We start from the raw sequence: 21,128 nt of genomic DNA, 5'->3' as shown, positions 1-21,128 counted from the left end.
GCCCGGGCCGCCGGGGCCACCGGGCCCACCCGGTCCGCCGGGACCGGCCATGGCGCCGGACGGTGCCGCGGCGGGGCGGTGGGTGAGGTACCAGGCCAGGCCGCCGAGCAGGACCAGGCCGATGATCGCGATCAGGGTGCCCAGCCAGCGCCGGCGCGGGGCGGCGGGAGCGGCGGGCAGGGAGGCGTCTTTCGGCGGTTGGTCCATGGGCATGGGCAGCGTTCAGTGGGTGATGCGTCGGCGGATGCGCGACTGTGCCACTTGTGCAAGGCGGCAAGTCGGCGGCTGGGTGCCTTGGCACTTGGCGTGCCCGCATTCCAACTTGCCAACGTTGCCGGCTTGTTGCTGCCCTGTCCCGGATTGGCATCCGGGCTACGCCTGGCCGGGCGTCACATCCCCGCGTAGTTCGGCCCGCCGCCGCCCTCCGGCGCCACCCACACGATGTTCTGCGTCGGGTCCTTGATGTCGCAGGTCTTGCAGTGCACGCAGTTCTGCGCGTTGATCTGCAGCCGGTCGTCGCCGGCCTCGTTCTTGACGAACTCGTAGACGCCCGCGGGGCAGTAGCGGCTCTCGGGTCCGGCGTACTTGGCCAGGTTGATGCCCACCGGCACCTTGTTGTCCTTCAGCGTCAGGTGCGCCGGCTGGTTCTCGCCATGGTTGGTGTTGCTGATGAACACGCTCGACAGCTTGTCGAAGGTGAGCTTGCCGTCCGGCTTCGGGTAGTCGATCTTCGGACACTCGGCCGCCGGCTTCAGGCGCAGGTTGTCGGGCACGGTGCTGTGGATCGTCCACGGCGGCGCCTTGAAGCCGAGCTTGGGCAGCAGCCACAGCTCGATGCCGTTCATGATCGACGACAGCAGCAGCCCCTTCTTCATCCACTGCTTGGTGTTGCGCGAGGCCTGCAGCTCGTCGTACAGCCAGCTCTTCTCGAAGGCCTGCGGGTAGGCCGACAGCTCGTCATGCCGGCGCCCGGCCGTGACGGCCGAGAAGATGGCTTCAGCCGCCAGCATGCCGGTCTTGATGGCCGCGTGGCTGCCCTTGATGCGCGAGAAATTCAGGAAGCCCGCCTCGCAGCCGACCATCGCGCCGCCGGGGAACACGAACTTCGGCAGGCTCATCAGCCCGCCGCAGGTGATGGCGCGGGCGCCGTAGCCGATGCGCTTGCCGCCTTCGAGGCAGGCGCGGATGGCAGGGTGGGTTTTCCAGCGCTGCATCTCGTCGAACGGGCTCAGCCAGGGGTTGCTGTACTCGAGGCCGGTGATGAAGCCGAGCGTGACCTTGTTGTCTTCCATGTGGTACAGGAAGCCGCCGCCATAGGTGCTGGCGTCCATCGGCCAGCCCAGCGAATGGATCACGTGGCCGGGCTTCGCCTTGGCGGGGTCGATCTCCCACAGCTCCTTGATGCCCAGCGCATAGGTCTGCGGATCGCGCCCTTCGTCGAGCTTGAAGCGGCCGATCAGCTGGCGGCCCAGCTGGCCACGCGCGCCTTCGGCGAACACGGTGTATTTGGCATGCAGCTCCATGCCGAGCTGGAACTCGCTGGTCGGCTCGCCGTCCTTGCCGACGCCCAGGTTGCCGGTGGCCACGCCCTTGACCGAGCCGTCGTCGTTGTAGAGCACCTCGGTGGCCGCGAAGCCGGGGAAGATCTCGACCCCCAGCGACTCGGCCTGCTGGCCCAGCCAGCGCACCACGTTGCCCAGGCTGACGATGTAGTTGCCTTCGTTGTGCAGGCTGGCGGGGATCAGGAACTGCGGCGTGCGCAGCGTGCCGGTCTGGCCGAGGAACAGCATCTCGTCGCCGGCCACCGGCTGGTTCAGCGGGGCGCCGAGTTCCTTCCAGTTCGGGAACAGCTCGGTCAGCGCCTTCGGGTCCATGATGGCGCCGCTGAGGATGTGGGCGCCGGGCTCCGACCCCTTCTCCAGCACCACCACTGAGACCTCCTGGCCTTGCGCCGCCGCCAACTGCTTGAGCTTGATGGCCGTCGCGAGGCCGCCGGGGCCGCCCCCGACGACCACGACGTCGTACTCCATGGATTCGCGCGGGCCGTATTGTTCGAGGATGGCTTCGGGGGTCATGTCGTTCCTGGCTGTCTCGTGGTGCGCGGCATTGTATCGAGCACAGGAACAAAAAAGAACGACCGTTCGATAAGTTGGGAGGGCTCCTCAGCCGGTGGTGACCTGGAGCATCACCTTGCCGCCGCGCACTGTGAGGGCGGCGCCTTCGCGGATGCGGCTGGCGATCTTGCCGGCGTGTCGTCGGCTTTGTCGAACCAGCGGCTTGGTGCGGAGATCCCGGATTGGCATCCGGGCTACCCAGTGTTCGTAGCCCGGATGCCAATCCGGGAATCGTYCCTCAYTTCGTTGAGRCGARGCGMAGCGAGYCGGGTGGAGAAGAAGATCCAACAATCGAGATGAGGGTCWGAGCCAGAACGGCSGTGTAAAGGCCGCTTGTGGCCGAAGCGTGCAGAACGAACTGCATGGTGTTCGGGTTCAAGCGMYTTCTTTGGTTACTTTCTTTGGCAAGACAAAGAAAGTGACTCGCCCGCCGGGGCGAGACCCGGCAGCAGCCTCACGCAGTGAAACCAAGCCCCCCGCAGGGGAAAAAAAGCGGCCTACCGTCCCCCAAACGGTACCCCCACGAGCACGTCCGCATGCGACCGCGRCGCAGCCCGCCCGTACTGCGGCGGCGGCGCCACCTGTGCCCCCAGCTGGGCCGCCGCATGCCACACCCAGCGCGGGTTCCACAGCATGCCGCGCGCCAGCGCGACCATGTCGGCGTCGCCGTCGACCAGGATCTGCTCGGCCTGCGCCGGCTCGGTGATCAACCCGACCGCCATCGTCGGCAGCCCGGTCGCCTCGCGCACCGCGCGCGCGAACGGCACCTGGTAGCCGGCTCCCAGCTTGATCTGCTGCTGCGCCGTGATGCCGCCCGAGGACACGTCGATGAAGTCGCACCCGTGCGCCTTCAGCGCCTTCGCGTACACGATGGTCTGCTCCAGCGTCCAGCTCGGCGCGCCGCTGTGCTCCATCCAGTCGGTGGCCGACACGCGCACGCCCAGCGGCTTGTGCGCCGGCCACACCGCCCGCATCGCATCGAACACCGCCAGCGGCAGGCGCATGCGGTTCTCCAGCGAGCCGCTCCACGCGTCGCTGCGCTGGTTGCTGATCGGCGACAGGAACTGGTGCATCAGGTAGCCGTGCGCGCTGTGCATCTCGATCGCGTCCAGGCCCAGGCGCTGCGCCCGCTCGGCCGCCTTCGCGAACTGCGCGATCACGCTGTGGATGTCGTCCTCGGTCATCGCGTGCGGCGGCGCCTCTTCGGGACGCTGGCGCACCGCCGACGGCGCCCACGGCGTCCAGCCGCCGTCCTGCGGCGCGATCAGTTGCCCGCCCTGCCACGGCGGTGCGCTCGACGCCTTGCGCCCGGCGTGCGCCAGCTGGATGCCGATGGCCCCCTTGGCATGCGGACGGATCGCCTGCAGCACCCGCGCCAGCGCGGCCTCGTTGTCGTCGCTCCACAGGCCCAGGCAGCCGGGCGTGATGCGGCCCTCGGGGCTGACGCCGGTGGCCTCGATCAGCGTCAGCGCCGCGCCGCCCTGCGTCATCGCGCCCAGGTGCGACACGTGCCAGTCGGTGGCCGAGCCGTGGTCGGCGGAGTACTGGCACATCGGCGCGACGATCACGCGGTTGGCCAGCTGCAGCTCGCGCAGCGCGAGCGGACGGAACAAGGTGGGTGTCATGGTGGTGGATCGAAATGGCTTCGTGCTATCTTGCCCGAGAGCCATCGGCGCCGCCCGGCTGGGGTCATGCGGCGTCCGCGCAACCATCAAGGAGCATCGAGACATGAGCTACACGATTGATCTGTCGGGCCGCGTGGCCCTCGTCACCGGCGCCTCCAGCGGGCTGGGAACCCAGTTCGCGAAGACGCTGGCCAACGCCGGCGCCGCCGTCGTGCTGGCCGGCCGCCGCGTCGAGCGCCTGAAGACGCTGCGCGCCGAGATCGAGGCCGGCGGCGGCGACGCCCACGTCGTCAAGCTCGACGTGACCGACCACGACAGCATCAAGGCCGCCATCGCCCACGCCGAGACCGAGATGGGCACGCTCGACATCCTGGTCAACAACTCCGGCGTCAGCACCACGCAGAAGCTGACCGACGTGACGCCCGACGACTACGACTACGTGATGGACACCAACACCAAGGGCGCGTTCTTCGTCGCGCAAGAGGTGGCCAAGCGCATGCTGGCGCGCGCCAAGGGCGCCGCGCCGGGCACCTTCACCGGCGGGCGCATCGTCAACATCGCGTCGATGGCCGGGCTGAAGGTGCTGGGCCAGATCGGCGTCTACTGCATGAGCAAGGCGGCGGTGGTGCACATGACGCGCGCGATGGCGCTGGAATGGGGCCGCTACGGCATCAACGTCAACGCGATCTGCCCCGGCTACATCGACACCGAGATCAACCACCACCACTGGAAGACCGAGCAGGGCAAGAAGCTGATCGACATGATGCCGCGCAAGCGCATCGGCCAGCCGCAAGACCTGGACGCGGTGCTGATGATGCTGTGCGCCAACGAAAGCCACTTCGTCAATGGCGCCATCGTGCAGGCCGACGACGGGTTCGCGGTGTGAGCTTGCGGCCTCTTTCGCTGTTGGAGGCACGTGCACTGGGCGTGCTGATCGAGAAGGCCAGCACCGTGCCCGACAGCTACCCGCTGTCGCTGAACGCGCTGGCCTCGGGCTGCAACCAGAAGACCGCGCGCGACCCGGTGATGAGCGCCACCGACGCCGAGGTGCAGGGCGCCGTCGATGCGCTGAAGGCCTTGCACCTGGCCTTCGAGTCCAGCGGTTCGCGCGTCAGCCGCTACGAGCACAACCTGGGCCGCGCGCTCGCGTTGCCGTCGCAGTCGGTCGCGCTGCTGGCGGTGCTGATGCTGCGCGGGCCGCAGACGGCCTCCGAACTGCGCACCAACTGCGAGCGGCTGCACCGCTTTGCCGACACCTCGTCGGTCGAGGCCTTCCTCGACGAACTGGCCACGCGCGCCGAAGAGAAGGGCGGGCCGCTGGTGGTCAAGTTGCCGCGCGCCCCTGGTGCGCGCGAGGCGCGCTGGACCCACCTGCTGAGCGGTGCGGTCGACCTGTCGGCGCTGCCGGTGGCGGCCAGCGACGAGGATTTCGTCGCCACCAGCGAGCTGGCCGCGCTGAAGGCGCAGCAGCTGAGCCTGAAGCGCGAAGTGGATGAGTTGCGTGCACTGGTCGACAGGCTGTACGCCGAGCTGGGGGTGAACCGCAGCTAGAGGCCGCGCTGCTGCGCTACATTGCCGCAACCCGAGGGCGGGCCTTCGAGCTGGGGATCCATGAACGCAGTGAGAAAGTGGTGCCATTGGTTTGCCGCCGCGATCGGCCTCGCGGCCGCGTTGCAGGTTCCGGCGCTGGCGCAGCCGCAGGCGCCCGCCGCCACCTTGCGGCTGAGCGATGCCGAACGGGCCTGGATCGCTGAACACCCCGTCGTGCGCATCGGCACCTCGCCCGGCCTGCCGCCCTACTTCTCGTTCGACGCCAACGCCGCGCGCCCGCAGGGCTACGCGATCGAGCTGATGGACCTGCTGGCCGAACGCACCGGCCTGCGCTTCGACTACCAGCGCTCGCCCAGCCAGGCGGTGCTGATGGAGACGCTGGCGCGCGGCGAACTCGAAGGCGTGGCCTTCGCCGCGGCACCGAACGATGGCGCCGGCGCCTTCCTGTACACGCGGCCGATGCTGGGCGCCAACATGGTGCTCGCGGTGCGGCGCGACATCGCCGACGTGTCGCCGGCCACCGAGTTCGGCGGCTACCGGGTGGCGGTCGAGACCGCCTCGGCGGCCGACGGGCTGCTGCAGTCGCGCTTCCCGGGGGCGCAGGTGCAGCGCTACGACGGCGCCGAGGCGGCCTTGCGCGCGGTGGCATCGGGCGACGCCGACCTGTTCATCGGCTACCGCCACGTCGCGGTGCATTTCATCGAGAAGAACCTGCTGGCCAACGTGCAGGTCAAGGGCGGGTTCGGGCCGGGCCTGACGGCGCTCGGCCCGGCCGTGCGGCGCGACCTGCCGCTGCTGCACGGCATCCTCGACAAGGCGATGGCCTCGGTGACGCAGGGCGAGCAGTCGCAGCTGGCGCGCCGCTGGCTGCCGGAAGAAGGCGCGGTCGACGCCGCGATGCGCGGCACCGTGCTGACCGACGCCGAACGGCAGTGGGTGAATGCGCACGGCCGCATCCGCGTCGGCTACGACGCCGCGTTCGCGCCGATCACGCAGCGCAACGACCTGACCCAGCTGCGCGGCCTGGGGGCCGATTTCATGCGGCTGGCCGCCGGCAAGGTGGGGCTGACGATCGAGAGCGAGAGCGGCGGCAGCTTCGCCGAGATGTACCAGCGCGGCGTGAAGGGCGAGATCGACGTGCTGGTCGGCGCAGCGCGCACCGCGGCACGGCGGCAGGATTTCGACTTCGTCGGGCCGTTCCTGCGCGTGCCCACCGGCATCGTCACGCGCAGCCCGGACGGCCCGCTGGTGACGCGGCTCGACGAGGTGGGCCGCCTGCGCCTGGCGCTGCTGGAGGAACACTTCCTGATCCCGCAGCTGAGCACGCGCTACCCGGGGGTCCAGCTGGTCACCTTCGCGACGCAGGAGGCGGTGCTGCAGGCGGTGGCCGAAGGCCGGGCCGACCTCGCGATCGGCAACCTGAAGGTCGTCAACCAGCTGATCAACGACAGCTTCACCGGCCGGGTGCGCGTGACCGGCACGGTGGGCGACGCCGACAGCGAGCTGTACTTCGCGGTGCGGCGCGACCTGCCGGAGCTGTCGCACCTGCTGCGCAAGGGGCTGGATGCGGTCAGCGCGAGCGAGGCCGGCGACATCGAGCGGCGCTGGCTGCTCGGCAGCGGCACGTTGAGCATGAGCCGCGAGCAGGCGCTGCGGCTGGGGGCGGTGCTGCTGGCGACGCTGGTGGTGCTGCTGACCTGGTTGCTGCTGCTGCGGCGCGGCAACCGGCGGCTGCGCATGGCGCGCCAGATCGAGCGCGATGCGCGCCGGCTGGCCGAGGAGAGCACGTCGGCACGCGGCCGCTTCATCAGCTACCTGACGCACGAGCTGCGCGGCACCATCGGCGCGATCGGCACCGGTGCGCAGATGCTGAAGGAAGACCTGCCGAGCGAGCGCCGGCAGCGGCTGGCCGATGCCATCAGCGAATCGGCCGAGGGCTTTCGCAGCCTGCTGGAAACCACGCTGCAGTACGAGCAGCAGCTCGAAAGGCCGGTCGACCTGCAACTGGCCGCGACCGAGTTCGCGCCGCTGTGGTCGCAGATGCTGGCGCCGCTGGAGCTGAGCGCGCAGGGCAAGGGGCTGGCCTTCAAGACGAAGCTCGAGGCCGACGGTGCGGTGCGCGTGCTGGTCGATGCGCAGCGGCTGCGGCAGGTGGTCAACAACCTGGTCGGCAACGCGATCAAGTTCACGCGCGAGGGCGAGGTGCAGGTGCAGGGGCGGCTGAGCGGCGAGGGCGGGGCGGTGCAGCTGGAGCTGGATGTGTGCGACACCGGGCCGGGGCTGAGCGATGAAGACCGCGAGCGCCTGTTCCAGCCGTATGCGCAAGGGGCGCAGGGCCTGAAGCTGCGGCAGGGGGCGGGCCTCGGGCTCGCGATCACGCGGCAGATCGTCGACGCGATGGGCGGAAGGATCAGTGCCGACAAGGCGCCCGGGGGCGGGGCGCTGTTCCGCGTCAGCGTGCCGCTGGCGGCGGCCTGAGGGCGCTCAGGCCGCCAGAAGCTTGTAGATCAGCTCCGGTGTCGTCGCCGCGCCGTACTTGCGCATCAGCCGGGCGCGGTAGACGTCGACGGTGCGCGGGCTGATGCCCAGCCGCTTGCCGACCTGCTTGCTGGTCAGGCCCTCGATCAGCAGCGCGGCAATCTCGCGTTCGCGCGCTGTCAGCTCGGCCTTCAGCCGGCGGCGTGACGACAGGTCCTCGAAGCTCCAGATGCCGGCCGCATGCGGTTGGGCCGGATCGAGCGCGCGGCCGGACACATGGCACCAGAACAGCTCGCCGCGCTGCGGGCCGTCGACGCGCTTCATCACGCGCTCGTCGGCATACCAGCCGCTGGCATCCAGCGCGGCCACGATGCGCTCGCCGGTGCGCTCGAACTCCTCGTGCGTCGGGTACAGCATCTCGAACGACTGGCCGATCACCTGCTCGCGCGCGGCGCCGAACATCGCCAGCACCTGCTGGTTGCAGTCGACCATCAGCCGGTTGCGCGACAGCACCAGTCCGACGGGCGCGAGGTCGAAGGCGGTGCGGTAGTCGAGGTCGGGCATGGTGGCGAAAGTCACTGGTTCGGGGCGCATGTTACGAGGTGCACGCTTCTATGATCTGCAGGCGGCGCGGCACGGGCCCGCGCAGGGAGCGGCGATGGCAGGCGCGAGGGTACCGACAACGGGGCAGGTCGTGAACACGCAGGGGGCGCCCGCCGCCGCGGTGGCGGGCCAGGTGCTGTACGTCAACAAGGTGGGCAGCGACGGCTGGCTGCAGGCACGCGCGGCGAATGGCTCGCTGGTGCCGCTGTTCAAGTACGCGAAGGTCGTCCTGGCGGCGCCGACGCCCGGGCGCACCAACTTCAAGGTGCAGGAAGGCACGCATGCCGGCCAGGTGCTGAGCCTCGGCGACGCCAACGCCAAGGAATACCTGGGCACGAAGCCGCCGGTGCAGAAGCCCGCGCAGCTGAAGGTCACCTACGGCCGCTACACGCCGGGCTGGATCTCGCAGGCGCGCGGCGGCCAGGCGCTGGACCAGCAGATGGCGACCCTGGAGGTCGAGGGCATCTCGGTGCAGGTGACGATGAACTCGGTCTGGGATCCGTCGCAGGGCTTCTATCCGATTCCGGCGGGCACCTACACGGTGTTGCTGCCGGACACCCCGCACAAGGCGGACATGACGCGCTTCTACCGCAGCGTCGCGCCCGACCTGAAGTACGACCAGGTGTGGTTCCCGATCAAGTTCGGCGACAACAGCCGCTACGTCCACGTCGGCAACCTGTCGGACGGTTGCACGACGGTGCTCGACCTGGCGCGCTGGCCGGACATCCACGAGGCCTTGATCAGCCACCGCGGGGCGGACGGCAAGAGCGTCGGCACGCTGGTCGTGACGGGCACGCCGGAGCGCGCGCGATGAAGGCGCTGGCCATCGGCGCGGCGCTGCTGATCGCCGCGGCAGGCATGCCGGTGCGCGCCGGCGGGGAGAAGGCGCCGGATCCCCAGGCCCAACGCATCCTCGACGAGATCGCCAGGACGGACAGCCGGCGCAGCGCCGACGACCGGCGCGCGGCGCGCGAATTGAATGCGGACGGCGACCGGGACTATCGGAAAGGCCGGTACCACAAGGCGTTCATGAGCTACGCCAATTCATACCCGAACTACCCGAATCCTTACGCGTACATCCTGAGCGGCGATTCGCACTGGCGCAGCGTGGCGGGTGTGCAGGCCGCGAGCGCGCCGGCCTCGACCGCCTCGGATGCCGCCAGCTGCCGGCTGGACAACAAGCACTTCGCCAGCGACTTGCGCGGCGACGTCGTCCAGCACTTCCAGGTCGGGCTCGCGCTCGCGGCGGCGCGCAAGGACACGAAGTTCATGGCCACGCCGCTGTACCGCCGCGCAGGCGCGATCGAGGCATGCCTGTCGGCGATGGCCGACGAGTACGCCGCGAAGCCTCCATCGTCATGCGTCGACATGGCGAAGCTCAAGTCGTGCCTCGGCGAGCCGCTGATCAAGTGACGGGAATGACCAGCGCCGGGGATCGTCCCTAGTCATTTCTACGTACCGCCCGTTCGCGCTACGTAACCCGTTACGTAGTACGCTCCGCAGCTGGTTTTTCATCGTGCAGGAGACGCTCCATGAACAAGGTGTACGCCAGTGCCGCCGATGCCCTGAAGGGCATCGTGCGCGATGGCCAGTTGCTGGCCGTCGGCGGCTTCGGGCTGTGCGGCATTCCAGAGGCCCTGATCGCCGCGCTGCGCGACAGCGGCGCGAAGAACCTCACCGTGATCTCCAACAACGCCGGCGTCGACGGCTTCGGCCTCGGCCAGCTGCTCGAGACACGGCAGATCAAGCGGATGATCTCCAGCTACGTCGGCGAGAACAAGGAGTTCGAGCGCCAGTACCTGGCCGGTGAACTGGAACTCGAGTTCACGCCGCAGGGCACGCTGGCCGAGAAGCTGCGCGCCGGCGGTGCCGGCATCCCGGCCTTCTTCACCAAGACCGGCGTCGGCACGCTGGTGGCCGAAGGCAAGGAGACGCGCGAGTTCGACGGCGAGGTCTACGTGATGGAGCGGGCACTGCTGCCCGAGGTCAGCCTCGTCAAGGCGCACAAGGCCGATCGCAGCGGCAACCTGGTGTTCCGCCGCACCGCGCGCAACTTCAACCCGGCGGTCGCGATGGCCGGCAAGCTCACCGTGGTCGAGGTCGAAGAGATCGTCGAGACCGGCGCGCTCGATCCGGATGCGATCCACCTGCCGGGCATCTACGTGCACCGCCTGGTGCTGAACGCCCATCCGGAGAAGCGCATCGAGAAGCGCACCATCACAGAGAAAGCGGGAGCCTGACATGCCCTGGACCCACGACCAAATGGCCGCCAAGGCCGCCGCCGAACTGCAGGACGGCTTCTACGTCAACCTGGGCATCGGCCTGCCCACGCTGGTCGCCAACCACGTGCGCAGCGACATCGAGGTGTGGCTGCAAAGCGAGAACGGCATGCTCGGCATCGGCCCGTTCCCGACCGAGGACGAGGTCGATGCCGACCTGATCAATGCCGGCAAGCAGACCGTCACCACCATCCCCGGTTCGTCGATCTTCGGCTCGCACGACAGCTTCGCGATGATCCGCGGCGGCAAGATCAACCTGAGCATCCTCGGTGCGATGCAGGTCAGCGACAAGGGAGACCTCGCCAACTGGATGATCCCCGGCAAGATGGTCAAGGGCATGGGCGGCGCGATGGACCTGGTGGCCGGCGTGCGCCGCGTGCTGGTGCTGATGGAGCACGTGGCCCGCAAGAAGGATGGCACCGAAGACCTGAAGATCCTGCCGAAGTGCACGCTGCCGCTGACAGGGGTGGGCGTGGTCAACTGGATCATCACCGACCTCGCGGTGATGGACGTGACGCCGCAGGGCCTGAAGCTGGTCGAGATCGCGCCCGGGGTGTCGCGCGAAGAACTGCAAGCGAAAACCGGCGTGCCGATCCTGTAATCGGGTCACGATCCCCGGATTGGCATCCGGGCCACGGCCCTTGCGGCCTCGGTGACGAGCTCGGGGCCCTTGTAGATGAACCCGGTGTAGAGCTGCACCAGGTCGGCGCCGGCGGCGATCTTCGATTGCGCGTCGGCACCGCTGAGCACGCCGCCCACGCCGATGATGGGGTACCCCGCGCCCAGCGCCGCGCGCAGCTGCGCGATCACGCGGTTCGATGACTGCAGCACCGGTGCGCCGCTCAGGCCGCCGGCTTCCTCGCCGTGCGGCAGGTGCTTCACCGCATCGCGCGCGATCGTCGTGTTGGTCGCGATCACGCCGTCGATCGCGTTCTTCGCCAGCGTCGCGGCGATCACGCCGACCTGCGCCTCGTCCAGGTCGGGCGCGATCTTCACGAAGATGGGCACGCTGCGGCCATGCTGCTTCGCCAGCGCCTGCTTGCGCGCCTGCACCGCCGACAGCAGCGCGTCCAGCGCCTCGTCGCTCTGCAGCGCCCGCAGGTTCTTGGTGTTCGGCGACGAGATGTTGACCGTCACGTAGTCGGCATGCGGGTACACGCCGTCCAGGCACGCGAGGTAGTCGTCGACCGCGTTCTCGATCGGCGTCGCCGCGTTCTTGCCGATGTTCAGTCCCAGCACGCCGCCCTGGGAGCGAAAGCGCGCCTGCTTCACGTTGGCGATGAAGGCGTCCAGCCCCTGGTTGTTGAAGCCCAGCCGGTTGATCAGCGCATTCGCCTGCGGCAGTCGGAACATGCGCGGCTTCGGGTTGCCCGGCTGCGCCTTCGGCGTCACCGTGCCCACCTCGATGAAGCCGAAACCCATCGCCGCGAGCCCGTCGATGCAGCGGCCGTTCTTGTCCAGCCCCGCGGCCAGCCCGACGCGGTTCGGGAAGCGGATGCCGGCCAGCGTCACCGGGTCGTCGACGCGCGGCTGCGCCACCGTGCAGATCAGCGGCGTGCGCTGGATGCGCGCCAGCGCGCCCAGCGTCAGGTCGTGCGCCTGCTCCGGGTCGAGGCCGAACAGGAAGGGGCGGGTGAGGGCGTAGGGAACCAGGGCCATGGAGGTGAGGGACCAGCGTCTTGGATAATCGCGGATTGTCTCAAACGACCCGCTCCGCCATGACACAGGATGAACTGAAGGCCCTCGTCGGCCAGGCCGCACTGGCGTACGTGCAACCCGGCAGCATCGTCGGCGTGGGCACCGGCTCGACGGTGAACTGCTTCATCGACGCGCTGGCCGGCATCAAGGACCGCATCGCCGGCGCGGTGTCCAGCAGCGAGAAGAGCACCGAACGCCTGCGCGCCCACGGCATCGCGGTGCTCGACAGCAACGGCGTCGAGTCGATCCCGGTCTACGTCGACGGCGCCGACGAGATCGACCACCAGGGCTTCATGATCAAGGGCGGCGGCGCCGCGCTGACGCGCGAGAAGATCGTCGCCGACACCGCCGAGCGCTTCGTCTGCATCGCCGACGAATCGAAGCTCGTGCCGATGCTCGGCCGCTTCCCGCTGCCGGTGGAGGTGATCCCGATGGCGGCGGCGCAGGTGTCGCGCCGGCTGCGCGCACTGGGCGGCGATGCGCAGCTGCGCGCCGGCGTCGTCACCGACAACGGCTGCCACATCCTGGACGTGCGCGGCCTGTCGATCACCGACCCGCTCGCGATGGAGCGCGAGATCAACCAGTGGCCGGGCGTCGTGACGGTCGGCATCTTCGCGCGCAACAAGGCCGGCGTGTGCCTGCTGGGCACGCCGCAAGGCGTGAAGACACTGACGTTCTGATGCACCTGGCGAGGCGCAGGGAGCCCCAAAAAGGGCGTAACCTCGGGCCTGTTCTGAATTTGCTGAAAAGGACGGCCCATGGCCAAACCCAACTACTCGTTCGAGAAGCGCCAGCGCGAGCTGGCCAAGAAGAAGAAAAAGGAAGAGAAGCTGAAGGAAAAGGAGCTGCGCAAGGCAAGCCCCGGCCAGGGTGACGAGCCGGCCGACGGCCAGCCGCAGGAGACGCCCTCCGAGGACCAGCCGGCGCCCTGAGCGCCGCTGCCGCCATGCCTTTGCGTGGCAAGCGCGGACGCCGCGCCGAACCCCAGCCCCAAGCGCCCGGCGCGTATGCGGCGGCCTTGAAGGCGGGTTTCGAGAGCACGTCCACGCAGGTGCAGCAGATGCACCAGGCGATCGCCGACCAGGCCTTCGCGACGCTCCAGCACATTCCCGGGCTGTCCACGCCGGCCCGCTGGGTGCAGGTGGCCCACGACGCCATCAGCGGCGGCGTCCATGCGGCGGTGCGCCACGGCGGCGGCGCCGCGCTGACGGTGGCGGGCCTTGCCGAACAATCCCTTTCCGATCCAGGCCGCGTGCCGGGCCGGCGCGAGCAGGTGCTGCGCGGCGTGCTGAACGGCGTGGCCGGCGATGCCTTGCAGGCCGATGGCAACCCGCTCGCGGTGCGCATGGGGCTGCATGCCGGTGGCCGCCCGCTGCCGGTCACGCCCGAGGCGCTGGCCGCGCTGGGCGAACGCCTGTGCGTCTTCATCCACGGACTCGCGTGCGACGAGCACGGCTGGGGCACGCACCATGCCGAGGGCGTCGTGCGCGACTTCGGCGCGTCGGTGGTCTTCGTCCGCTACAACAGCGGCCTCTCGATCGCCGACAACGGCCAGGCCTTGTCGGACCTGCTCGGGCAGCTGGCGCTGCATGCCCCGGCCCATGTGCGCGACGTCGTGCTGGTCGGGCACAGCATGGGCGGGCTGGTGGCGCGCGCGGCGGCCGAACGCGCGCAACTGTCGGATGCCGCGTGGCTGGTCCGCACGCGGATGCTGGTCTGCCTGGGCACGCCGCACCGCGGTGCGCCGCTGGAGCGGGCCGGCCACGTGCTGTCCACCGTGCTCGGCTGGTCGGCGATGACGCGGCCGCTGAGCCGGCTGGCCGATGCGCGCAGCCGCGGCATCCAGGACCTGCGCGACGGCGCGCCGGCGACGGGCCTGCCGCTGCCGCTGCGGCTGGTGGTGGGGCTCGACGACCGGCTGGTGCGCTCGGGCAGCGCCGGTGGCCGGGGCCTGCAGGGCGACGTCGAGCGGGTCGAGCTGGCCGGCCTCGGGCACATGGACCTGCTGGACCATCCGCAGGCCTATGCCGCGATGCACCGCTGGCTGCGCAGGCTCTGGCCCTGATCAGCGCTGGCCGCGGCGCACCTGGCGCGCGACGAAGCGTGCGGGGGCGATCGCATCGAGCAGGCTGGCCTCCAACGGCGACGCAGCGCCGGTGATCAGCGAGGCCAGTGCCTGCGCGCCGAGGGCCGACCAGGTGATGCCGCGCGATCCCAGCCCGGTGAAGACGAACAGGCCGGGACGGCGCGGCACGAAGCGCGGTTGATCGAGCGGGCGGGTGCCGGGCGCCGACAGGTCGGGCACGGCACCGATCACCGGCAGGCGGTCGGCGACCACCGAGCGCCACGCGGTGCGGCCTTGCAGGCGATCGGCACCCTCCGGCGCCGGCCTGCCGGTCAGTGCCGCGAACTGGGACAGGTTGTGCAGGTGGTCGGCCTCGCGCACGGCGGGGTCGTCGTCGTGCTCGGTCGAGGTGGCACCGAACACGGCCTGCCCGTCGACGGGCGGCAGCAGGTAGCCGGCACCGGCGAGCGGGATGCGGGGCAGGGGCCAGCCGTTCGACGCGGCGATGCTCAACTGGCCGCGCACGGCCTGCACGGGCCAGTCGGGCGCGCCGAGCAGGCGCAGCGCGTCGCCGGCATTCGCCAGCACCAGCACCGGTGCGCTGGCCAGCGGCGCGCCTTGCGCATCCAGCACCTGCCACAGGCCGTTGTCGTGCCGGATCGCGGCGACCGGTGCCCGGCCACGCCATTGCACGCGCTCGCCGCCCTGGGCGATGAACCAGCGCACCAGCGCCGCAGGCGCGATCCAGCCGCCCTGCGGGTAGAACCACGCGGGGCTGCGCAGCGCCAGGCCGGCCCGGCGGCTGGCTTCGGCCGCATCGAGCGCCAGCACGTAGTCCGCCGGCAGGCCCACGCGCGCGAGCACCGCGCGCATCGCGCCCGCATCGGGCAGCGCCGTCTCCAGTCGCAGCAAGCCGTCGATCGCCCCGGGCACGCCGTCGCGGATCGCCGCGGCCGCGACGCGCGCGATCTCGAGCGCCGCCGCCCGGTTGAAGCGCGCGTGGATGCCGTCCTGCGCATTGACGATGCCGTGGAACAGCCCGGCCGGGTTGCCGGAAGCTTCCTGCGCGGGCGTGTCGTGGCGATCGAGCAGCTCGCACTGCCAGCCTTGCGCGGCCAGCGCCGCCGCCGCCGCGCTGCCGGCMAGGCCGGCACCGACGACGATCGCGCGCCGTTCCGCCGGGATCGTGGCCTGCCGCGCGGGCGCATGGCGCGGCACGAAGGCCGGCGCGTAGCGGGCCAGCGTGATGTCGCGCTTGCCGCCGCGGCCCGATCCGAGCTCGACCTGGAAGCCGGCCGTCGCCAGGCCCTCGCGGACGGCGCGCGCCGCGGTCCACGTGGCCGCGGTCGCGCCCGGCGCGGCCAGCCGGCCGAGGGCCTTCAGCAGCCGCGGATCCCAGGCGTCCGGGTTCTTCGCCGGCGCGAAGCCGTCGAGGAAGAAGGTGTCCACCGACGCGACCAGTTCGGGCAGCCAGTCGGCCGCATCGCCCAGCGCCAGCAGCAGTTGCACCCGGCCGCCTTCGAAGGGCAGGCAGTGCAGGTTGTGCGTCAGCGGTGGCCACGCCGATTCGAGTTGCCGTGCGAGCGGCACCCACGCCGGCTCGCGCAGGATGCGGCCCAGGTCGGCACGCGTCAGCGGGTGCTGCTCGACCGAGATGAAGTGCAGCGCGCCGCAGCGCTGCGGATCGCGCCGCCAGGCGTCCCAGGTGGCGAGGAAGTTGTTGCCGAGGCCGAAGCCGGTCTCGAGCACGACGAAGCGCTCGCGGCCCTGCCAGCGCGCCGGCAGCTGGTTGCCGCCCAGGAAGACGTGCTCGGCCTGCAGCGCCGCGCCGGCGCGCGGATGGTAGATGTCGCCGTGGCGGGGCGAGTAGGGCAGGCCGTCCGGCGTCCAGTCGAGTTCGGCCGGGACGATGGGCGCCGTGTTCATGCGCTGCGGGCTTCCAGCCACGCGAGCAGCCGCTCGCGCACCTCGGCCAGGCCGCGGTAGGCCAGCACGGCCGGGCTCATCGTCGACAGCGCGTCGCGCACCTGGCGCGCGTGCGCCGGCGTGGCCAGCGCCAGCGCGAGCGGCGCGAGCTCGACGTGGATCGTGAACACCGCCTGCCGCGCGCCGGGCACCGGGATGAAAGTCTGGTGCTCGGTGCGGAAGAAGGCGCGCGCCGCGATCTCGTCGGCGCCGGCCGATGCCGGCCACGGCGCGGGGTCGACGTGGCCCGGGTGCGCGCGCAGGTGCGGGTGGCGCGTGATCGTCCAGACGAAGCGCTCCCAGCGGTCGGGCTGGGTCACGAGGCGCGCCAGGTGGTCACCGGCGGCGATGAGCAGCTGGTTGTCGGCGACCGGCGCGTGCACCTCGGCGAAATGCCGGCCGACTTTCTCCTCGGGGGCCCAGTTCGACGGCAGGCACACGGCGAGCCACGGGATGCGCGCGCTGTCGYCGTCGATGATCGCGAAGTCTTGTGCGAAGGCCAGGCACAGCAGGGCCGTCAGGCGCCATGCCGGGGGCAGCGCGACGAGGCAGGCGCCGATCTCCGGCATCGCGTCGCCGTCGGCGCGCGGCATGTCGCCGTGCAGCGACCAGCCGAGCCACGGTGCCGCCCAGCCACCCGCATGCGGCCGCCACGCGGTCGGGTGCTCGGCGGCAGCCTGCGCGCACAGCGCCTGCAGTGCGGGTGCCGCGTCGAAACCCGGTGTCGCCAGCAAGGCCTGCGGTGCGTGGTCCTGCAGCACCGCGAGCTTCTCGCGCAGTGCCCGGTCGCCCGGCCGCAGCGGTGTCAGCTGCGGCACGCCCGCGGCCAGCCGGCGCAGCCCGGGCTGCATGCGGAACGGCGCGCTGACGGCGGCGAAATCGAAACTGGCGGCGAAGCTCATCGTGGGACGAGACGGTAACAAAAAGGGCACCCGCAGGTGCCCTTTCCGGGATGGCCGCGTGGCGCGATCAGACGCGCTTGCGGTATTCGTGCGTGCGGGTGTCGATTTCGATCTTGTCGCCGGTTTCGACGAACAGCGGCACCGAGATCTCGAAGCCGGTGGCCAGCTTCGCCGGCTTCAGCACCTTGCCCGAGGTGTCGCCCTTGACGGCCGGCTCGGTGTAGGTGACTTCGCGCACCAGGCTGGTCGGCAGTTCGACCGAGATCGCCTTGCCGTCGTAGAACACCACTTCGACCGGCATCGCGTCTTCGAGGTACTGCACCGCGTCGCCCATGTTCTCGGCCTCGACCTCGAACTGGTTGTACTCGGCGTCCATGAAGGCGTACATCGGGTCGGCGAAGTAGGAGTAGGTGCACTCCTTCTTGTCGAGGATGATCTGGTCCATCTTGTCGTCGGCCTTGAACACGACCTCGGTGCCCGAGTTGTTCAAGAGGCTCTTGAGCTTCATGCGCACGGTGGCGGAGTTGCGGCCACCGCGGCTGTATTCGGTCTTCAGCACGACCATCGGGTTCTTGTCGTGCATGATCACGTTGCCTGCGCGAATTTCCTGTGCAATCTTCATAGCGATTTCCGTCCGGGTCCGTCAGCTGGGAGGGCGCGCTACTGTGTCTTACGGTGTCTTGCGAACGACCCAGAACGCGCAAAGCCAGCGATTTTAGCGTGTTTCGATGGCGAAGCACATCAGCTGGGTGGCAAGGTCGTCGTGCATGAGCAGCTGTTCGCGCCAGGCTTCGCAGGCCGTGCGCCAGCCGGCACGCTCGGGCGTGACGGGCTGCACGCCGCCGATGCCGTTCCAGGCCTGCCAGGCGCTGCGAATGCCCGCAGCGGCATCGGGGTGGCCTTCCAGGAACCGGTCGAGGAAGGCTCGCAGCTTCAGTTCGTGCGCCGCGTCGTCTTGCGGGTAGATCTGCCAGATGAAGGGCCGGCCGGCCCAGATCGCGCGCACCAGCGAGTCTTCGCCGCGCACGAAATTCAGGTCGCAGGCCCACAGCAGGCGGTCGAACTCGGGGTGGGCCAGGTAGGGCAGGGCCTGCACGCGCACCGAGACCGGCAGCGGCGGCAGCGCCGGGGCCGTGCCGGGTACGAGCAGCAGCGTCGGCACATGGCCCAGGGCCGCCAGCAAGGCCTCGGCCGACGGCACGCGGTAGCAGAACAGGCTGGCCAGTTGCTCGCCCGGGTGCAGCACGATCGCGTGCTGCCGCAACCAGGCCGCGCGGTCGAAGGCCTGCCGCTGCGCCATCAGCGAGGGCTCGCGCAGCAGCCCGCCAGTGGCGGGCGTGAAGCCGGGGTAGAAGAACCACTTCGCCATGCCGCGTGCAGGCCCGTGCATCTGCGGCGAGCGCAGGCGGTGGCTGCGTTCGACGTAGCCCTCGGCGCTGAGGTATTCGAGGTTGATCCACGCCGGCGCCGACTCCGCGATGCGCACCAGCACCGGCGGCGGCAGCTCGCAGCCGAAGGCTTCGATGACGACGTCGCCGACCGGCCCGGTGTCGTCGGCCGCCGCGGGCCAGTCGCGCACGTCGACGCCGTCCGCGCCGCCGGGCGCCATCCATGCGAGCGCGCGCGCATCGTCGACCCACAGCCGCACGCGCTCGCCGCGCGCGGCCAGGTCGGCGGCGAGGCGCCAGCACACGCCGATGTCGCCGAAGTTGTCGACGACGCGGCAGAAGACATCCCATTGCATGCGGGCGATTATCCGGGGCGGCACAATCGCAGGCGATGAACGAGACCCCATCGCTGCCCCCAGAGGAGCCGGCCGAGGAGCCTGGACGCGAACACCTGCTGGCCGAGGTGCTGGCGCTGCCCGGCCTGCCCGGCGTGTACCGCTACTACGACGCGCAGGACGCGGTGCTCTACGTCGGCAAGGCGCGCGACCTGAAGAAGCGCGTCTCGAGCTACTTCCAGAAGAACCACGGCGGCACGCGCATCGGCCACATGGTCGGCAAGATCGTGCGCATGGAGACCACGGTCGTGCGCTCGGAAGCGGAAGCGCTGCTGCTCGAGAACAACCTGATCAAGACGCTCAACCCGCGCTACAACATCCTGTTCCGCGACGACAAGAGCTACCCCTACCTGAAGATCGTCTCGCACGCATTCCCGCGCATGGCCTACTACCGCGGCGCGGTCGACCGGCGGCACCGCTACTTCGGGCCGTACCCGAGCGCATGGGCCGTGAAGGAGTCGATCCAGCTGCTGCAGAAGGTGTTCCACCTGCGCACCTGCGAGGACACCGTCTTCAACAACCGCACGCGGCCCTGCCTGCTGTACCAGATCAAGCGCTGCTCCGGCCCCTGCGTGCAGTACATCGGCGCCGAGGACTACGCGCGCGACGTCGGCAATGCCGAACGCTTCCTGCTCGGCGAGCAGCAGCAGGTGATGGACGCGCTGCAGTCGCAGATGATGGCGCATGCCGAGGCATTGGAGTTCGAGCAGGCGGCCGAGATCCGCAACCAGCTGGGCGCGTTGTCGAAGGTGCTGCACCAGCAGTCGGTCGAAGACAACACCGGCGTGTCGACCAAGGACGCCGACGTGCTGGCGGTGAAGGTGCAGGGCGGGCGCGCCTGCGTCAACCTGGCGATGGTGCGCGGCGGGCGGCACCTGGGCGACCGGCCGTACTTCCCGGCGCACGTCGAGGATGCCACCGGGATCGACGTCGAGGACGGCGAGCGCACGTCGCCCGAGGTGCAGGTGCTGGAGGCCTTCATCGCACAGCACTACCTCGACAGCGAGGTGCCGCCGCTGCTGATCCTGAGCCACGCGGTCGACAAGGCGCTGATCGACGCGCTGACGCTGCACAGCGGCACGCGCGTGACCGCGCAGCACCAGCCGCGCGATGCGCGCCGCGCGTGGCTCGACATGTGCATCCAGGGCGCGCAGCTGAAGCTGGCACGGCTGCTGTCGGAAGAGGGTTCGCAGCAGGCGCGCACGCGCGCGTTGGTGGAGGCGCTCGACCTCGCGCCGGAGAACCTGGACACATTCCGCATCGAGTGTTTCGACATCAGCCACACCGCCGGCGAGTCGACGCAGGCATCGTGCGTGGTGTTCGAAGGCCACAAGATGCAGAACTCGCAGTACCGGCGCTACAACATCGAAGGCGTGACCGGCGGCGACGACTATGCCGCGATGCGCCAGGTGCTGACGCGGCGCTACAGCAAGATCGCGACCGCGCTGGCCGAGAAGCCGGAAGGCGAGGCCACCGCGGCCCGCATGCCCGACCTGGTGCTGGTCGACGGCGGCCGCGGCCAGGTCAGCATGGCGCGCGAGGTGTTCGAGGAGCTGGGGCTCGACCTGTCGCTGATCGTCGGCGTCGAGAAGGGCGAGGGCCGCAAGGTGGGCCTGGAGGAGCTGGTGTTCGCCGACGGCCGTGCCAAGGTCTACCTGGGCAAGGATTCGGCGGCCCTGATGCTGGTGGCGCAGATCCGCGACGAGGCGCACCGTTTCGCGATCACCGGCATGCGCGCGCGCCGTGCGAGCGTGCGCACCGGCGGCAGCCGGCTCGAAGACATACCCGGCGTGGGGCCGAAGAAACGTGCGAAACTTTTGCAGCGCTTCGGCGGCGTGCGTGGCGTGGGCCATGCGAGCGTGGAAGATCTCGTCACCGTCGACGGGATCTCCAGAGAACTTGCGGAGGAGATCTACCGTGCCTTGCATTGAGAAGTACCCCGGGTCGGCTGCATCCCGCCGCGCATGGCTGGGAGCGGCCATGCTGGCCTTGCTGGCCGCATGTTCGTCGCCGCCACCGGCCCCGGCGCCCGCGCCGGCCCCTGCCCCCCGCTCGGCCCCGGCCC

Annotated in this window: 19 protein-coding genes and 1 pseudogene; 11 read left to right on the top strand and 9 right to left on the bottom strand. The window is 70.2% G+C overall.

Features of this window, described 5'->3' with window-relative positions:
- From AC1DYN_RS26325 to AC1DYN_RS26315, 3 genes and pseudogenes are all read right to left on the bottom strand, one after another.
- Positions 1 to 207 (bottom strand): annotated as a pseudogene (locus AC1DYN_RS26325) (efflux transporter periplasmic adaptor subunit); the annotation flags it as partial.
- A 182-nt stretch (positions 208 to 389) separates the two neighbouring features.
- The gene (locus AC1DYN_RS26320; protein WP_477964622.1) at positions 390 to 2,075 is read right to left on the bottom strand and encodes an electron transfer flavoprotein-ubiquinone oxidoreductase; all 1,686 of its coding nucleotides are present in this window, start codon (positions 2,073 to 2,075) and stop codon (positions 390 to 392) included.
- Positions 2,076 to 2,611: 536 nt separating this feature from the next.
- Complete coding sequence (locus AC1DYN_RS26315; protein WP_477964620.1) at positions 2,612 to 3,739, bottom strand: NADH:flavin oxidoreductase/NADH oxidase; 1,128 nt, start codon at positions 3,737 to 3,739, stop codon at positions 2,612 to 2,614.
- Positions 3,740 to 3,842: 103 nt separating this feature from the next.
- On the opposite strand from AC1DYN_RS26315, the gene AC1DYN_RS26310 reads away from it, so the two are divergent.
- Genes AC1DYN_RS26310 through AC1DYN_RS26300 form a run of 3 tightly spaced genes read left to right on the top strand, consistent with a single transcriptional unit; the run spans position 3,843 to position 7,768 of the window.
- Positions 3,843 to 4,625 (top strand): SDR family oxidoreductase, encoded by a 783-nt coding sequence (locus AC1DYN_RS26310; RefSeq protein WP_477964618.1) that lies wholly within the window; start codon positions 3,843 to 3,845, stop codon positions 4,623 to 4,625.
- Positions 4,622 to 5,290, top strand: coding sequence for a YceH family protein (locus tag AC1DYN_RS26305; RefSeq protein WP_477964616.1), 669 nt, complete (start codon positions 4,622 to 4,624; stop codon positions 5,288 to 5,290). The genes AC1DYN_RS26310 and AC1DYN_RS26305 overlap by 4 nt, the downstream gene beginning before the upstream one ends.
- A 60-nt stretch (positions 5,291 to 5,350) precedes the next feature.
- Positions 5,351 to 7,768 (top strand): ATP-binding protein, encoded by a 2,418-nt coding sequence (locus AC1DYN_RS26300; protein ID WP_477964614.1) that lies wholly within the window; start codon positions 5,351 to 5,353, stop codon positions 7,766 to 7,768.
- Between the two features lie 6 nt (positions 7,769 to 7,774).
- On the opposite strand, the gene AC1DYN_RS26295 is transcribed toward AC1DYN_RS26300, so the two are convergent.
- Entirely contained in the window at positions 7,775 to 8,332 is a 558-nt protein-coding gene (locus AC1DYN_RS26295) for a helix-turn-helix transcriptional regulator (protein ID WP_477964612.1), read from the bottom strand.
- A 130-nt stretch (positions 8,333 to 8,462) separates the two neighbouring features.
- On the opposite strand from AC1DYN_RS26295, the gene AC1DYN_RS26290 reads away from it, so the two are divergent.
- From AC1DYN_RS26290 to AC1DYN_RS26275, 4 genes are all read left to right on the top strand, one after another.
- Positions 8,463 to 9,185 carry a hypothetical protein gene (locus AC1DYN_RS26290; protein ID WP_477964610.1) on the top strand — a complete coding sequence of 241 codons (723 nt, stop codon included), beginning with the start codon at positions 8,463 to 8,465 and terminating at the stop codon, positions 9,183 to 9,185.
- The gene (locus AC1DYN_RS26285) at positions 9,182 to 9,784 is read left to right on the top strand and encodes a hypothetical protein (RefSeq protein WP_477964608.1); all 603 of its coding nucleotides are present in this window, start codon (positions 9,182 to 9,184) and stop codon (positions 9,782 to 9,784) included. The genes AC1DYN_RS26290 and AC1DYN_RS26285 overlap by 4 nt, the downstream gene beginning before the upstream one ends.
- 119 nt (positions 9,785 to 9,903) lie before the next feature.
- Positions 9,904 to 10,611, top strand: a complete 708-nt coding sequence (locus AC1DYN_RS26280; protein ID WP_477964606.1) for a CoA transferase subunit A — start codon at positions 9,904 to 9,906, stop codon at positions 10,609 to 10,611.
- A 1-nt stretch (position 10,612) separates the two neighbouring features.
- Entirely contained in the window at positions 10,613 to 11,251 is a 639-nt protein-coding gene (locus AC1DYN_RS26275) for a 3-oxoacid CoA-transferase subunit B (protein ID WP_477964604.1), read from the top strand.
- Positions 11,252 to 11,256: 5 nt separating this feature from the next.
- Here AC1DYN_RS26275 and AC1DYN_RS26270 read toward each other — a convergent pair whose 3' ends face one another.
- On the bottom strand, positions 11,257 to 12,309 hold the full coding sequence (locus tag AC1DYN_RS26270; RefSeq protein ID WP_477964602.1) for a quinone-dependent dihydroorotate dehydrogenase: 1,053 nt from the start codon (positions 12,307 to 12,309) through the stop codon (positions 11,257 to 11,259).
- 59 nt (positions 12,310 to 12,368) lie between these two features.
- On the opposite strand from AC1DYN_RS26270, the gene rpiA reads away from it, so the two are divergent.
- The 3 genes from rpiA (at position 12,369) to AC1DYN_RS26255 (ending at position 14,413) form a co-directional block, all read left to right on the top strand.
- Positions 12,369 to 13,028 carry a ribose-5-phosphate isomerase RpiA gene (gene rpiA / locus AC1DYN_RS26265; RefSeq protein WP_477964600.1) on the top strand — a complete coding sequence of 220 codons (660 nt, stop codon included), beginning with the start codon at positions 12,369 to 12,371 and terminating at the stop codon, positions 13,026 to 13,028.
- 78 nt (positions 13,029 to 13,106) lie between these two features.
- A complete protein-coding gene (locus AC1DYN_RS26260; protein WP_477964598.1) occupies positions 13,107 to 13,280 on the top strand; it encodes a hypothetical protein in 174 nt (57 codons plus the stop codon).
- 14 nt (positions 13,281 to 13,294) lie between these two features.
- Positions 13,295 to 14,413: an alpha/beta fold hydrolase gene (locus AC1DYN_RS26255; RefSeq protein WP_477964596.1), complete on the top strand. Its 1,119-nt coding sequence runs from the start codon at positions 13,295 to 13,297 to the stop codon at positions 14,411 to 14,413.
- Here AC1DYN_RS26255 and mnmC read toward each other — a convergent pair whose 3' ends face one another.
- The 4 genes from mnmC to earP form a co-directional block, all read right to left on the bottom strand.
- Entirely contained in the window at positions 14,414 to 16,339 is a 1,926-nt protein-coding gene (gene mnmC / locus AC1DYN_RS26250; RefSeq protein WP_477964594.1) for a bifunctional tRNA (5-methylaminomethyl-2-thiouridine)(34)-methyltransferase MnmC2/FAD-dependent 5-carboxymethylaminomethyl-2-thiouridine(34) oxidoreductase MnmC1, read from the bottom strand.
- Positions 16,336 to 17,280, bottom strand: a complete 945-nt coding sequence (locus tag AC1DYN_RS26245; RefSeq protein ID WP_477964592.1) for a heme-dependent oxidative N-demethylase subunit alpha family protein — start codon at positions 17,278 to 17,280, stop codon at positions 16,336 to 16,338. The genes mnmC and AC1DYN_RS26245 overlap by 4 nt, the downstream gene beginning before the upstream one ends.
- Positions 17,281 to 17,347: 67 nt before the next feature.
- Entirely contained in the window at positions 17,348 to 17,902 is a 555-nt protein-coding gene (efp, locus tag AC1DYN_RS26240) for an elongation factor P (protein ID WP_477964590.1), read from the bottom strand.
- A 93-nt stretch (positions 17,903 to 17,995) separates the two neighbouring features.
- Positions 17,996 to 19,024 carry an elongation factor P maturation arginine rhamnosyltransferase EarP gene (gene earP / locus AC1DYN_RS26235; RefSeq protein ID WP_477964588.1) on the bottom strand — a complete coding sequence of 343 codons (1,029 nt, stop codon included), beginning with the start codon at positions 19,022 to 19,024 and terminating at the stop codon, positions 17,996 to 17,998.
- A gap of 35 nt (positions 19,025 to 19,059) precedes the next feature.
- Here earP and uvrC point away from each other — a divergent pair, with 35 nt between their 5' ends.
- Entirely contained in the window at positions 19,060 to 20,994 is a 1,935-nt protein-coding gene (gene uvrC, locus AC1DYN_RS26230; protein WP_477964586.1) for an excinuclease ABC subunit UvrC, read from the top strand.
- Positions 20,995 to 21,128: the final 134 nt, after the last annotated feature.

It is taken from the genome of Rhizobacter sp. P2_D12 (assembly GCF_056404395.1).
The sequence above is the reverse complement of the archived record's forward strand: the minus strand, read 5'-3'. Positions and strand labels throughout refer to the sequence as shown.